We start from the raw sequence: 14,788 nt of genomic DNA, 5'->3' as shown, positions 1-14,788 counted from the left end.
TCTCTTACTTATTCATCAACCCATCTACCGACGGGCATCGTTTCACTTATTGCAAGTCAAAACGATCCGCGTTCATGACTTTCGTCCATGCGGCGATGAAGTCATGGATGAATTTTTCCTGATTATCATCTTGCGCATACACTTCCGCATACGAACGCAGGATCGAGTTTGAACCAAAGACAAGATCCACTCGAGTAGCCGTCCACTTCACAGCGTCGGTTTTACGATCACGGATTTCATATTGATTAGCACTCACTGGTTTCCACGTATATGCCATGTCAGTAAGGTTCACGAAGAAATCATTCGACAAAGTGCCGACTCGCTCAGTAAATACGCCCTCTTTTCCACCGCCGTAGTTACTGCCTAGAACGCGCATACCACCGATAAGTACCGTCATTTCTGGCGCCGTTAGCCCCATAAGCTGAGCACGATCTAATAAAAGCTCTTCTGGCTTAACCGCGTAGTCTTTCTTCAACCAATTTCGGAAACCGTCAGCAACAGGCTCAAGTACTTCGAACGATTCCACATCCGTCATCTCTTGGGTGGCATCACCTCGGCCTGGCGCGAATGGCACGGAAACATCATGACCTGCGGCACGCGCAGCCAGTTCAATACCTACGTTCCCAGCAAGCACGATAGCGTCTGCAACACTACAGCCCTCTTCTGCTGCTATTTTTTCTAGCACAGCAAGAACACGGCTTAGACGTTCAGGTTCGTTCCCTTGCCAATCTTTTTGCGGAGCCAAGCGAATTCTCGCGCCATTTGCACCTCCTCGACGGTCAGAGCCACGGTAAGTACGCGCGCTATCCCACGCCGTACTGACTAACTCACTAATGGATAGGCCACTTGCTTCAATTTTTGTTTTCACTAAATCGACATCGTAGTCTGTCTTACCTGCGGGCGTTGGGTCTTGCCAAATAAGATCTTCGCTTGGCACATCTGGGCCGAAATAACATGATTTTGGTCCTAGATCGCGGTGTGTCAACTTAAACCAGGCACGAGCAAAAACGTCATCAAAGTACGCAGGGTCATTTTGGAACTTTTCTGCAATCTTACGATATTCAGGGTCCATTTTGAGCGCCATATCGGCGTCGGTCATGATTGGATTGTAGCGCTTAGAACCGTCTTCAACATCGACAGGCTTGTCTTGTTCTTCAATGTCGATTGGCTCCCATTGCCATGCGCCGGCTGGGCTCTTTTTCAGTTCCCAGTCATACTTAAATAGTAGGTGGAAGTATCCGTAATCCCATTGTGTAGGGTGTGTTGTCCAAGCACCTTCAATACCACTCGTTACCGCGTCACGGCCAATACCACGTGTTTTGTGATTAATCCAGCCAAGACCTTGCTCATGAACGTCTGCTGCTTCGGGCTCTGGGCCAAGGTTTGCGGCATCACCATTACCATGACACTTACCCACCGTGTGACCACCAGCTGTGAGCGCGACGGTTTCTTCATCGTTCATTGCCATTCGCGCAAAGGTCACTCGCATGTCATGCGCTGTTTTGAGAGGATCTGGGTTACCGTCTACCCCTTCAGGGTTCACATAGATAAGACCCATCATTACCGCAGCAAGCGGGTTTTCTAAATCTCGCTCACCAGAGTAGCGGCTGTTATCAGCGTCACTTGTGGCTAACCATTCTTGCTCAGAACCCCAGTAAGTGTCTTTTTCTGGGTGCCATATGTCCTCTCGTCCAAACGCAAAGCCAAAGGTCTTAAAACCCATGGATTCGTACGCCATGTTACCGGCAAGGACAATCAGGTCTGCCCAACTTAGTTTGTTGCCATATTTTTTCTTGATTGGCCATAAAAGGCGTCGAGCCTTATCGAGGTTGGCGTTATCTGGCCAAGAGTTGAGAGGAGCAAAGCGTTGGTTGCCTGTAGCAGCACCGCCACGACCATCCGCAATACGATAACTGCCCGCTGCATGCCATGCCATTCGGATCATTAAACCACCGTAGTGTCCCCAGTCGGCAGGCCACCAGTCTTGGCTATCAGTCATTAAATCTTTTAAATCTTTTTTAAGTGCTTCGACATCTAGCTTTTTCAGTTCTTCTTTGTAATTAAAGTCCTGACCAAATGGGTTGGTTTTGGAGTCGTGTTGATGCAGGATGTCTAAGTTCAAGGCATTCGGCCACCAATCCATCACCGACTTATCTGTAGATGTTTGCCCACCATGCATAACTGGACATTTACCTACCGAACCGCCGTTTGCTTTGCTCATATAATGCTCCTTCGTGTCGTGGTTGTGGTAACCACTCTTTGTTATTCAATAAATCGAATATCCACCTCAAACAGCGTAGTTCATACACTGTTTTTTTAGTTAACGCCAAGTCAAAATTTCAAACATTTCAGCGAATAAATAATTGTTATCAAACATGTACCTATATGCAGAAAATATGGATAGAGATCAGTTTAAGTCCATACCTGAATACTTAATCCCAGACAGCCTCGCCATGTTGTGATCCCAGGTCGCTAAATCATGATGACTAAATTCATTCAGAGCGTGATGACCACACGCCCTCGCCATGACTTTCATGAGCTCTACCGAGGATTCGAAGAAATTTTTCAGTTGCTGGGATGACTTTTCGACGTCGAGACGCTGCCTCAAATCGGCATTTTGTGTCGCAATGCCTGCCGGGCAATTATTGGTGTTGCAGATGCGAGCGGCGACACAACCGATCGATTGCATCGCACTGTTTGCTATCGCTACTCCGTCTGCTCCAAGTGCCAACGCTTTGACAAAATCCGTAGGAACTCGCAACCCACCGGTGATGATTAATGTGACGCGGTCACTTTCACCTTTTTCATCTAAGTACTTACGTGCACGAGCTAATGCAGGAATGGTGGGCACACTAATATGATCACGGAACATAGTTGGCGCCGCACCCGTGCCACCACCGCGACCATCTAAGATGATGTAATCAGCCCCAGCATCAAGCGCAAACTGAATGTCTTGCTCAATATGGTTGGCACTGAGTTTAAATCCAATTGGAATGCCGCCTGTGATGCCACGAACTCTGTCAGCAAACTTTCTGAAATCGTGAGTAGTGTGAAGATCTTTGAACGTTGGTGGTGATATCGCTGGTTGTCCCTCGGGGATGCCTCTCACCTGAGAGATCTTACCTACATTTTTATTTGCAGGCAGATGACCACCCGTGCCCGTTTTTGCTCCTTGCCCGCCTTTAAAGTGAAACGCCTGAACATTAAGAAGCTTAGATTCGTCGTAGCCAAATTGAGCACTAGCAAGCTCATAGAAATACCGTGAATTAGCGGCTTGCTCTTCCGGTAACATGCCACCCTCACCAGAGCAAATCCCAGTCCCTGCCAACTCTGCACCTTTTGCTAGCGCAATTTTCGCCTCTTCAGAAAGTGCGCCAAAACTCATGTCCGACACCAACAAAGGAATAGCGAGTCTGAGCGGCTTACGCGCATTTGGTCCCACAATCAACTCGGTAGACACAGGAACGTCTTCCAACAACGGTTGTGTCGCCATTTGCGCCACCATGATTTGTATAGCATCCCAATGTGGTAGCAAATGCCTAGGAACCCCCATTGCAGCCATCGGACCATGATGACCGAGTTTAGAGAGTCCTTCTCTCGCTAATTGGTGGATAAACTCGAGGGTTGGTTCTTCTTGAGTAGCAGACGCTGTTGGTTTGTCTCTTTTCTCTGGCTTTTGTTCCGGTCCCTCTTTACCGACTTGCTCTGCGGTAAATCGCTTGTGTGTACCATCACAAAAAGGAGCATTGGCGGTATGCTTACATTGGCAGAGATAGGCATCTTCGTCTTTTTCCGCACTAAAGCTCATTGGCTTTAAGCCGGTTCCCGAATGAGACCCATCGCAGTAAGGTTGTTTTTTAGAACGCCCACATCGGCAGAAGTAATATTCTTGCCCAGCTTTCAACTCTACTTTGATCGGCTTGTTATCAGCGATGATTGGCTTGCTCATGTTGCCCCCTATTTATTATTGTTAACCATGCTTTCTCGCTGGCTTGCAATAAGCGTAGAACAGGAGCGTAAAGAGCGTCAGTGTCGCCGAGTAAAATGCGCGATTGTCGCCCGACTAAACTATACTTTTTATGGGTCTCATACACGTGGAGGCTATATGACGATTGCAACCCGATTAGATGAATATTTGACTGAGCATAACATTCACTTTCAAACCGTGAATCACAGCCACTGTCATAGCTCGCTACAAAGTGGTGTTGCAGCAGGTGTGCCTTTAATGAATATCGCAAAAGGTGTGATTCTAGAGGATCATGAAGGGCGTCATATGATGGCGGTCTTACCTGCCAACAACAAAATCAGTTTGTCGAGATTAAACGACGAATTTAATGCCACCTTCCACTTGGTGAAAGAGCGTATGGTTTACCGACTCTTCACCGATTGTGAACACGGCGCTATTCCACCGATTGGTAGTCCTTACCACATGTCGACAGTTTGCGATGAAAGACTAGCAAACTTGGAACATGTCTACCTTGAAGCTGGCGATCATGAAACTCTGATTAAGCTGGACCGAAAGGCGTTTAAAGAACTGATGAACGACTGTAGATATCTAAGATTCAGCAGTGAAGTTCTGCATTAAACTTGCCAAGATCTCTCGACATTTCCTGAACAAGGCTCTTTCAACAAGAGCCTTTCTTTGTTTTGTTGGTAGCACGCGATGGAAGTTTCTCGGACTTTGGTGCTCAGCGTTTCAGAGCACATAGAAACAAAAAACCGCCTATTCGGGCGGTTTTTTATCAATCAAATCATAATTATTATCGAACAAAGATCTTTTGGATCGCTTTTATCGCCATAGCCCTACGGCGCATTAATACGCTCGTTCTTGGCAACCATTTCGGTGTGTGAAGAATGGTTTTCGCATGACTAAAAGTTCTGAATCCTTCCTCTCCGTGATAATGCCCAATACCCGATTCACCAACGCCACCAAAAGGCGCATCTTCAGCGCCAACATGTAAAACCGTATCATTAACGCCGACGCCACCACTGTGGGTGTTGCGTACAATATGTTTGATGGTCGATTTGTCGTCCGACATAACATACAGCGCAAGTGGTCTTTGGCGCTGATTAATGTAATCAATCGCTTCATCAACCGCATTGTAGGGCTTAACAGGTAGAAATGGCCCGAAGATCTCCTCTTGCATGATTCGCATATTCGGCGACACATCCGTGACCAAATGAGGATACAGAAGTCGTTCCTCTTGGGGCGACGCTTCAACAGTGTGAAGGTTAGCACCTTGCGCTTTTGCATCCTCAAGTAGCGCAGTCAAACGATCATATTGTCGTTGGTTGACAATATGGGTCAGCTTTTGATTCTTGTTGGATTTTAAATAGAGCTTTTCAAAACGTTTTAAGAATAGCGAAATGAACTCTTCGACACGTTCTTGCGGTACAAATGCGTAGTCAGGCGCGACACAAATCTGGCCTGCATTAATGCATTTACCAAACAAGATAGCATCAACGGCTTTCTTCATGTCTGCATCTTTTGCAATGATCACCGGGGACTTTCCACCCAACTCTAACGTCACCGGGGTAAGGTTTTCCGCTGCCGCTTTTGCCACTGCGCGACCAACACTCGTAGAACCCGTGAACAAAAGGTGATCGAATGGCAGTTGGCTGAATGCTTGTGCGACGTCTGCTTCACCCTCAAAAACTTCGACATACTCAGACAACCCACGGCAAATATCGACGATGACTTTATTGGTTTTTGGCGTAAATTCGCTGAGCTTCATCATCACGCGGTTGCCAGCAGCCAATGCTGTCACTAAAGGCGCAAGGCTCAAAATCACAGGAAAGTTCCACGGTGAAATGATCCCGACGACACCTAACGGTTGATACTGAACGGTGACTTTAGAAGGTGCGAGCAATAAGCCGGATTCGCGCTTGCTGGGTTTGCACCATTTTTTTAGTCGTTTGAGGGTATAATTAATATGCGAGACCGTTGGCAAAACGTCGGTCATGGCGGTATCAAATTCTGAGCGATAGCCAAAATCGTCACTTAACGCTTCAACCAAAGCTTGTTTGTTCTCAAGCAGCGATTTTTTTAACAAAACAAGGCGCTGTTTACGTTCATCCAAACTAGGATAAGGCTCGGCTGCATATGCCGCTTTTAAGCGTTCGAGGCTTTGCTGTAACAAGTTATCTACTTCAACCTCTGTGATTGCGTTCATGATGCTTCTCCTAGCCTAGTTTCTGCCAATGACGCCCCAAGTTAACACGAGCGCAACAATGTTACTATTGTAGCGCTCGTGAAGTTAGAGTTCGAACTCTGATTAAAATATCTCTAGGGTGGATACTACGTCAAACGTAGTTCATAAATGCCTAGTCGTTGAGAGCGGTCAAGCATATCGAACTCATGATCAACGTATTCTTTTAATGTGGCGCCTGCACGCTCAGCAATATTGATGCTAGCGATGTTATCTTCCATACAATGGAACTGAATGAATTGTGCGTGCCCTTTCTTCTTCAAGAAAGGGATCAATACTGCGAGTACTTGATCAATCACACGATGGCCTCGCCCATTGTTGGCAAGCCAGTAGCCAATTTCAGTAACACGTGTATGTGAATCCACACCTTTAATGCCAATAACACCCGTAAGTTGCTCATCAAAATAAATTGCGCACCAGTGGGAATCCAGCGCGTTACTGTTCACTCGCTGGGAAATGTAGTTAACGGCCTCTCTATGATTCGTGACAGAATCCGTCCAAGGTAGATAGCCCTCAAGGCTCTCTCGGTGAGTGTTCACAACCTCTAGTAAAGCGGACGCGTGTTTCGTGTTGAGGGGCTCAATTGAGACCCTTTGCGAGACGGAAAAACGCTTCTGTAAGTGATTTCCTTGATACGTCTCTTGGCATGTGACTTCATCCATAGATGTTATTCCTTTTTATTGTGAACGCTCAGCGCAAATCCTAACGCTTCATTTTATGAGAACAAACCTCTCTATAAAAACTAATCAAAGCCGTTGCCGTTCATTTAGCCCTTTTGATCGATCAGCGTAAATGGCGTTAGTGATGCCACATCTACATAATGTTTCCATACATGTTCATAGAGGTGATGCTGATTGGCAAACGGAGCCAGCTGCTTAGCTTCTTCAAGCGTACACCAGCGATACTCTGTATGCTCTTCGTTAAGAACAACTGATTGGTTAGGCGGACAAAATAGCACAAAACATGGGATAACCATGATACGGTTATTTTTTGCTTCGTAGAACTGCTCTAGAAAGTCTGCTGTATGTAACTCAACTTGGTCAATTAGTGTCTCTTCTTTTAACTCTCTTAAAATGGTTTGCCACCCGGCTTCACCCGCTTCGATACCACCTGCAACATGGCACCAATAGCCACCTTTTACGCGTTTGAGTAACAGCATTTTTTCTATGCCATCAATTTTTGAAATGACAACGCCTGAAACATGCGTTGCTTTTATCGGGATCATGTAAGCTCCTTAAATATCGAGTTTTTATTGTTACGCTGAAGAGAGGCAGATTAATTGCTACGTATTCTACTGTTTATTCATCTTGTCGACAGAAGTGTTTGAGTTGAGAGGATTTAATCACTAACTAAGTATGCTAAAGTGAGATCTGTCGCAACAAATGAGCAGTAAAATGTCCAATTCATTCAACACTATGATTCCCATCGGTGTGCGCTTTATGGTGCTTTCCGCGTTCGGCTTTGCTCTGATGTCAGCTACAGTAAAGCACGTCGGCAACTACGGCATCCCCGTTTTTGAAATCGTTGCAGCAAGAGCGCTCGTTTCACTTATCATTAGTTATTTCGATGTAAAGCGAAAACGAATTTCTGTATGGGGCAATAATAAGCCATTACTATTTGCACGCGGTGCTGTGGGTACGATGGCTCTGATGTGTGTATATTATTCAGTGACCACCTTACCTTTGGCAGAAGCGACGATATTCCAGTATATTCATCCGGTATTTACTGCACTACTCGCCGTATTTTTCTTGAAAGAGCGCATCCAGCCGTCAACTTTCCTTTGTATTGCGTTGTGCTTACTCGGCATCTATATCATGGTAAGCCCAGAAACTGGGCAAGGCTCAGATAGCGCTTTACCAATGTTTAGCGTCATGATTGCGATCTTAGGCGCATTTGGTAGCTCAATTGCCTACGTCATTGTCAGAAAACTGAGTCAGACAGAAGACAGCTCAGTGATCATTTTCTATTTCCCGTTGGTTGCTCTCCCCGCTTCACTCTTACTGATTGGCGACGATTTTGTAATGCCCGATCTATATCTGACTTTCATGTTGGTTCTAGTTGGTGTCTTTACCCAAATTGGACAATTGGGGTTAACCAAAGCGATGCAAACTCAACAAGCGGGTAAAGCCTCCGCTTATTCGTATATCCAGATCGTATTTTCTGTGTTGTTAGGCATCATTTTCTTTGGCGAGGTTCCGATCATTTGGACGTACGTCGGTGGTGGTCTGATTGTTACAGGCGCATTAATTAATGCGTTTGGTCATCACTTACGGTTACCTTTTATTAAGCGCAACGCTTGATATACCTACCCAGAACCGTAAACACGACATTTAGAAAAACAGCCAGAGTGACTCTGGCTGTTTTGTGTTTAGCCTAACGTTAAGCTGATATTTTTAACCCTGCGATACCAGCGACAATCATTAGCAAGCTTAAGGCTTTGATAAGTGTTGCTGGCTCATTGAACAGATAAATACTCACGACTGCCGTGCCTATTGCGCCAATCCCTACCCATACGCCATAAGCAATGCCTAAAGGCAAGGTTCTTAACGCAATGCCAAGCAACCAAAAGCTCAATAACATAAAGACAATAGTGAATGCCGAAGCACCGAATTTGGTAAACCCTTGTGAATATTTAAGACCGACAGCCCATGCGATTTCACACAAGCCCGCAATGAAGAGAATTCCCCAAGCCATGTCACATTTCCCAACGAGATGGGGTCGTCCCCGAGAAAAGATAGAGCGGTGAGGTCGTCCTCACTTCTGATTGACAGCTTATTATATACAGAAATTTAAACATAAAAAATAAAACACGGCGATAAGCATACAACTCAAACATCTCATGCACGCTTAAATTCTACGCTTTTCTTTTTAACGGTGGCGGACTCTCTATTTCGCATCAATAACGACACCGTTTTTTAACAATTTACATATAACCTTCTGGTGTTGAAAGTGTTGCATTTATTGCACAAATCACACAAAAACTAATTGAACATGTAAATATGAAAACGTTTGTGTGACTAATATCGCTTAAAACAATGACTGATGACTTTAATATTCAGCCGAATTAATTATAAGGTATGACGTACCCATGAAAGCAATCAAAACCTCTATCGCTGTCCTTGTTGGCGCCGCTCTACTATCTGGATGTAATGACGATACTGAATACGTCAATGTTCAGCCTAAAGAAGTAAAAATAGCGACTTACAACCTCTCTTTTGACCGCGCTACCTTCGAAACTTTGGTAGATGAAATGCAAATTGAACCAACGCAGCAAACTGCGTTGGTCACCTCTTATTTAGACGGTTCAATCGCAGCCGAAGACAAAACCACTGCGGAAAAAGTCATTCAAATTCGTAACGTTGCAGCAATCATTCAAAAGAATCGTCCTGATGTTCTTATGATGGCGGAATACAACAACGACGGAACAGGCGAAAACAAAGCAGCCATTGAAGGATTCCAGAAGAACTACTTGTCTGTCGCGCAAAGCATCAATGGCGCGGGCGGTGAAGCAAACCTTGAGCCTATTGAATACCCTTATGCTGAATCTTATTCAACCAATACAGGGTTGTTGAGTGAGTTTGATCTCGACAACAACGGAACCGCAGGTCAAATGCCAGGTGATGCATGGGGCTTTGGCATGTACCATGGTCAATATGCATTTGCTCTTATGTCTAAGTATAAAATTGACACAGCAAACACACGTACATTCCAAGCATTTAAATGGAAAGATATGGAAGGTGCGAAAATTCCAACCATTACTATCTGTGACGGTTCGCAAAAGATTCCAGACGGCATGAAGTGTGGTGATGAATGGTACTCAGCGGAAGAATGGGATCAAGTGCGTCTATCTTCGAAAAACCACGTTGACGCACCAATCATCATTCCAACTCGCAACGGCGAAGAAGTTGTACACTTGTTGATGTCTCATCCTACTCCACCAGTATTCGACACCGGTAAAAACAAAGCGCAAAACGCAGCAGAAGTGGAGTTTTGGCATCATTACATTCAAGGCAAAGACTATTTTTACGACGATGCGGGTAAAACAGGTGGCTTAACGAACGGCGCTAAATTCGTAATGATGGGTGATCAAAACCTTGATCCAGTGTCTGGTGACGGTATTAGCTCTGTAATGCAAGAGCTGCACAACGATCCATTGGTTAACCAAACCGTGATGAATGGTGAGCTTTACCCAACAAGCTTTGGTGCAGCTGAACACGCTGTTGACCGCAGTTCAACTCACCCATATCCGAATCGCATCACTTCAACGTTTGGCTTAGGGGTAGACTATGCCTTGCCTTCAGCAAATTTGAATGTAATAGACTCTGTTGTGTACTGGTCAGCGTCTTATGAAGAAGGCCATAAACTATTTAACGATGCACGTATCGGTAAGTATGGTGATGGTAAGGATGTATCTTCCGACCATCGCATGATCTGGATTAAAGCACAGTTCTAGACCGCATAAAAAAAAAGCCAACCACAAGGAGTCGTGATTGGCTGTATATATTTGTGAACAAGATGGTTCACTAACAACGTCAGTTGGCTAGGTGACCCTCGGCTTAGAAAGGGTCACTCATACTAAAGCATGAGGCGTGCCAACTTTTCAGCGCACAAAAACAGGTTGTTATTTAATCACTTTCATTAAAACTTAACCAATAGCTACTGTTTGCTCACAGAATAAATTGCAATTTGCAAACTACCATTGGCATTTCGCAATAAACCTGATCTTTAGCTCTTGCTTTTATTGCTTCCTAGCTAAGTCGCGTGCAAGGATTAACGCAAGTCCGAATACTTGCAAGAAGAGTCCGATATTCTTGTACCAAGCGATCTTTTCATCCTGCTTTGCCATTACCTCATTGAGCTCTACATTCTCAATGTAGTAATTATCGATGCGGTCTCTATACGAAGCTTGTGCCTGATTTATCTTTGACATTAGTTGAGGAAGTTGATCAATTTTTATTTCATCCGACTCGTTATGAACCCAAGAAGATAAATGACCTGCTAATACCTCTTCTAGCTCTAAAGGTATCGCTACGCTCTGACTTATGTGCACATGCAGCAGTAAAGCTTCTCTTTTCCTTTCTAGGGTTTCCACACTGTTCCATGCGAGTTGGATGGAATACAAGTTTTCTGCTGTTTGCTCTGCGAACTGCGAGTGCTGTTTACCCAACTTATCAAGGACTAAGCTAGTAACGATGATCGCGCCAATATTCAGTACTAATCCAATCAGAACGAGTACCCATGGTGGTGGAATGTAACGTCGCAGACTTACCATAACTTATCGTATGGCAGGTAAATCATATTTAACACAACCAATGAAAGTATCACCAGAAATGTCACCTGCATCCCTCTAATGCGCTTTTTCAAGTCTTTTTTCAATATGCCTTTAGCATGAATAACTCGACCAATTACAAAAATAATACCGGTGAGATGTATCCATGTTGGGTAAGCACTATTGAATTCTAAAAGTGCCATTAAAATCAGGGTGATGGGGATATATTCTGTCGCATTACTCTGGGCACTACGAGCAATTTGTAGAGCCTCTACCCCACCATCTGCATAAGCAATTTGATTTAAGCGACGTTGCTTAATTACTTGAACAGCCAACCAAATAATGAGTATTGCGAGAATGTTGGCATACAGAGCTGTGATCATATGTCGTCCTTCTTGATCTGGTTTTCACTTATATAAGCGTGTCACTTGGCTATAACTATAGCGGTATCATTATGATAATGCGTCAAATAATCTCAAGTTATGATTTCTACTCGGAAAAAAACGAAAGCCAATGCTTCATGACATTAAAAATGCCCTCGAATGGAGGGCATAAGAATAAAGAAGCTAATATGTGAGAATATTGAAACCACTATAAGGGGTGTTTGACCAGCTTTTTGCGCCGATGCCCTTTGATAATACTTTCAAAAATTGTGAACAACAGCCCTGCCCAAATAAATGCAAAGGTCACCGCTTTCACTTCGTCAAACAACTCGCCAAAAAACATAACTGCCAACACAAACTGCAAGCTTGGTTCGATGTATTGCATTAGACCGACGGTTGATAAATCAGTTATACGTATTGCGATAGAATAAAATACGAGTGGTAAAAGTGTGATAGGTGCACTGCCAAAATACAAAAGCAATGTTGTGGTATCTGTGCCCGAAGCCAGTTCACCAGTTGCCCATTGTTTATAGAGCAAATAGGCGAGTGCAACTGGAGTCAGTAACAATGCTTCAACAAACAAGGTTGTACTCCAGTCATAATTTATCTTCTTCTTGTACAGCCCATACAAAGCAAAGAACAACCCCATCGTTAGTGCAATAACGGGCAGCTGACCATAGTGAATCACTTGGTACATAACACCAATTGTTGCCAGCACGATTGCAATAAGTTTGCCTTTTGAGAGCTTATCCCCAAGAATAAATACGCCTAGTGCAACAGATACTAATGGCCCAATAAAGAAGCCTAAGCTGGCATCGATGACCCGATGATGGGTCAAAGCCCAAGTGAACGCACTCCAAGAAATACACATCAAACTGCTCGCCACAAACGTGTACCACAAGGATTTTTTATCAAGCCAGATTTCTTTCCAATTCAGCCCTCGACGGCTTATCCCAAGTACAATTAGAAACCCGACAGGTACAGACCCAATGATTCGCCATGCTAGCAACTCATCCATAGAAGCATTTGGTAAATAACGATAATAAATTGGTAGCAATCCCCAGATCACAAAGGAGAATGCTGCCATAAAAGTGCCATAACGAGTGTTATTCATAAAACTATCGCCCATCTAAACGACCAATTTGGCATAAGTAAACAAGTCCGCCATACATAAAAAGGAATGCAATCCCGCAGTGACTTTATGATGCAGATGGCATTATTGGCTCAACGCTTGTACGACGGCGGTAAAGCCACTTACAAAACACAACATAAGTGCCCCAAACCGAATCTTTTCTTTTGGTAACGACTGGGTAGTTTTCATTGCTAGCCAGTAACCAAGCGCCGCAGCAGGTAATAGAGGAATAGTAATGACCAAATGATGCAATGTGAAGAAGCCCACTGGGATTTGTACTATTAGTGAAATAATCGAACTGAAAACAAAAAAAGCCGATAAATTACCGCGTAACTGATTCGCTTCTTGATGCTGCAACAATAACGCCATCGGAGGGCCTCCAATCGCAGAACTGGTACCAAACAACCCAGAAAAGAAACCAGCACATGTCATACGCGAAGGCGTAGGCTCAACCCGAAACGGTAAAACACTCACCACGACTGCAAACAGCACCAACAAACCAATCCAAAGCGTGAGAGTTTGTGTAGATACAAAAAAGAGTAGCAAGCCACCAGCAATTGATCCCGGCACTCGCCCAATCAACGCCATCTTTAAACCGCCGATTTCAACACTACTGCGGTGCTTCATCGCATTCATCAACGAAATAAACAACGCGACTAAACAGATTGGCGCAGGAACATATTCTGGTGCCCAAAGAATCAGTAAAGGTGCGGCAACAATAGCCAAGCCAAAACCGATTGCGGTCTGGACATAAGAGCCAAGAAATATCAAACCTATTGCAAGAAAGTTTATCGAATCGAATTCCATTTAGATTATTCTTATATTTGAAAAATAAACACAAAACCAAAGCACATTCGCATGATGAATACCTCAGGCATACTGCGATATGAATTCCGCGTAGCATTCATCAAAGTGAATAAAAAGACAATCCATTTGTGCGGTTCGCCCTCATTTGCATTTTGTATTTCATTCCGCTGATGTACATGTTTGCTTACATCGAAGAGGATTCATGCTCGCCTGTTCACGCAGCATTTCTTCAGCGGAATTAATGACCTCTTAAAATCTAGCCGAATTAGACCCGTGAATTCTCCGTAGCATTTAATGGATTCAGTCAATTAGTGCGGCGTCGGTATAGCACTTTACAACTCACCTCTTTATACTATTAATCGATTTATCATTACCGTACTTATTTACACAATAGACAAGTGTACGGTCAGTGTTTTTCTACCTTTAACTTGCTGTGAAAATAATATGAAAAAACAAACGGGATTTACTCTAATAGAGTTAGTCGTAGTTATTGTCGTGCTCGGTATTCTTGCTGTCACTGCCGCGCCACGCTTTTTAAACCTTCAAAGTGATGCACGTGAAGCACGTTTGGAAGGAATGAAAGGCGCTATTGCGTCAGCATTAGGCGTGGGTTATGGGAAAATGGCGATTGCAGGGTTGGAACATTATCCATATATATCAAATAAACACACCGACGCAGGTTCAGGTAAGGGCCCAGAAAGTCTGCCTTTCTCAAGCTGTGAGTTAAATGGCTCTCTTAACTGTACATTTAGGTACGGTTACCCAGATGCAGATGAAACAAGCTTAGCTCTATTAGTCTCGGAACTTGAGAATCAGCATGGTGATAGTGACTGGAAAATTGTTCAGACTAACAACATTAAAGTCGTCATTTCAGCAAGAGATGATAAAAATAGTAGCCTAACTCAATGCGGAATTTTATATGGGCCACCGCAGACTCCAAACGAGAGTTACACCTTAGATATTCTTCCCTGCCCTCAATAAAAATAAG

14 protein-coding genes are annotated in these 14,788 nt (G+C 44.1%); 4 read left to right on the top strand and 10 right to left on the bottom strand.

Translation table 11 applies throughout. The annotated features are described in order from the left end of the window. Positions 1 to 46: 46 nt before the first annotated feature. Both katG and R8N46_RS06850 read right to left on the bottom strand, forming a co-directional pair. Complete coding sequence (gene katG, locus R8N46_RS06855; RefSeq protein ID WP_132937214.1) at positions 47 to 2,221, bottom strand: catalase/peroxidase HPI; 2,175 nt, start codon at positions 2,219 to 2,221, stop codon at positions 47 to 49. 186 nt (positions 2,222 to 2,407) lie between these two features. Further along, a complete protein-coding gene (locus R8N46_RS06850) occupies positions 2,408 to 3,949 on the bottom strand; it encodes a glutamate synthase-related protein (protein WP_171345650.1) in 1,542 nt (513 codons plus the stop codon). A 156-nt stretch (positions 3,950 to 4,105) separates the two neighbouring features. Between R8N46_RS06850 and R8N46_RS06845 the strand changes: the two genes are divergently transcribed. Next, positions 4,106 to 4,585, top strand: a complete 480-nt coding sequence (locus tag R8N46_RS06845) for a YbaK/EbsC family protein (protein ID WP_318098279.1) — start codon at positions 4,106 to 4,108, stop codon at positions 4,583 to 4,585. A 175-nt stretch (positions 4,586 to 4,760) separates the two neighbouring features. On the opposite strand, the gene R8N46_RS06840 is transcribed toward R8N46_RS06845, so the two are convergent. From R8N46_RS06840 to R8N46_RS06830, 3 genes are all read right to left on the bottom strand, one after another. Continuing rightward, the gene (locus R8N46_RS06840; protein ID WP_033906502.1) at positions 4,761 to 6,173 is read right to left on the bottom strand and encodes a coniferyl aldehyde dehydrogenase; all 1,413 of its coding nucleotides are present in this window, start codon (positions 6,171 to 6,173) and stop codon (positions 4,761 to 4,763) included. Between the two features lie 125 nt (positions 6,174 to 6,298). Continuing rightward, positions 6,299 to 6,871, bottom strand: a complete 573-nt coding sequence (locus tag R8N46_RS06835) for a GNAT family N-acetyltransferase (protein ID WP_025767834.1) — start codon at positions 6,869 to 6,871, stop codon at positions 6,299 to 6,301. 104 nt (positions 6,872 to 6,975) lie between these two features. After that, positions 6,976 to 7,434, bottom strand: a complete 459-nt coding sequence (locus tag R8N46_RS06830) for an NUDIX hydrolase (RefSeq protein WP_005376504.1) — start codon at positions 7,432 to 7,434, stop codon at positions 6,976 to 6,978. Between the two features lie 169 nt (positions 7,435 to 7,603). On the opposite strand from R8N46_RS06830, the gene R8N46_RS06825 reads away from it, so the two are divergent. Further along, entirely contained in the window at positions 7,604 to 8,509 is a 906-nt protein-coding gene (locus R8N46_RS06825; protein WP_005376505.1) for a DMT family transporter, read from the top strand. A gap of 79 nt (positions 8,510 to 8,588) precedes the next feature. Here the strand turns inward: R8N46_RS06825 and R8N46_RS06820 are convergent, their stop codons facing one another. After that, positions 8,589 to 8,903: a DMT family transporter gene (locus tag R8N46_RS06820; RefSeq protein ID WP_005376506.1), complete on the bottom strand. Its 315-nt coding sequence runs from the start codon at positions 8,901 to 8,903 to the stop codon at positions 8,589 to 8,591. Positions 8,904 to 9,297: 394 nt separating this feature from the next. On the opposite strand from R8N46_RS06820, the gene R8N46_RS06815 reads away from it, so the two are divergent. Further along, positions 9,298 to 10,662: an endonuclease/exonuclease/phosphatase family protein gene (locus tag R8N46_RS06815; RefSeq protein WP_213972206.1), complete on the top strand. Its 1,365-nt coding sequence runs from the start codon at positions 9,298 to 9,300 to the stop codon at positions 10,660 to 10,662. 285 nt (positions 10,663 to 10,947) lie between these two features. On the opposite strand, the gene R8N46_RS06810 is transcribed toward R8N46_RS06815, so the two are convergent. From R8N46_RS06810 to R8N46_RS06795, 4 genes are all read right to left on the bottom strand, one after another. Then, positions 10,948 to 11,481 carry a DNA mismatch repair protein gene (locus R8N46_RS06810; protein WP_213972207.1) on the bottom strand — a complete coding sequence of 178 codons (534 nt, stop codon included), beginning with the start codon at positions 11,479 to 11,481 and terminating at the stop codon, positions 10,948 to 10,950. Beyond that, positions 11,475 to 11,861 carry an MAPEG family protein gene (locus R8N46_RS06805; protein ID WP_005376510.1) on the bottom strand — a complete coding sequence of 129 codons (387 nt, stop codon included), beginning with the start codon at positions 11,859 to 11,861 and terminating at the stop codon, positions 11,475 to 11,477. The genes R8N46_RS06810 and R8N46_RS06805 overlap by 7 nt, the downstream gene beginning before the upstream one ends. 208 nt (positions 11,862 to 12,069) lie before the next feature. After that, positions 12,070 to 12,975, bottom strand: coding sequence for an EamA family transporter RarD (rarD, locus tag R8N46_RS06800; protein ID WP_213972208.1), 906 nt, complete (start codon positions 12,973 to 12,975; stop codon positions 12,070 to 12,072). Between the two features lie 102 nt (positions 12,976 to 13,077). Further along, positions 13,078 to 13,800: a sulfite exporter TauE/SafE family protein gene (locus R8N46_RS06795; protein ID WP_042520743.1), complete on the bottom strand. Its 723-nt coding sequence runs from the start codon at positions 13,798 to 13,800 to the stop codon at positions 13,078 to 13,080. Positions 13,801 to 14,244: 444 nt separating this feature from the next. Here R8N46_RS06795 and R8N46_RS06790 point away from each other — a divergent pair, with 444 nt between their 5' ends. Beyond that, on the top strand, positions 14,245 to 14,781 hold the full coding sequence (locus R8N46_RS06790; protein ID WP_154204316.1) for a prepilin-type N-terminal cleavage/methylation domain-containing protein: 537 nt from the start codon (positions 14,245 to 14,247) through the stop codon (positions 14,779 to 14,781). Positions 14,782 to 14,788 lie beyond the last annotated feature (7 nt).

It is taken from the genome of Vibrio sp. 1874 (assembly GCF_033344395.1).
Lineage (GTDB): Bacteria > Pseudomonadota > Gammaproteobacteria > Enterobacterales > Vibrionaceae > Vibrio > Vibrio alginolyticus.
Note: the sequence above shows the minus strand (reverse complement) of the source record. Positions and strands in the feature narration are given on the sequence as shown.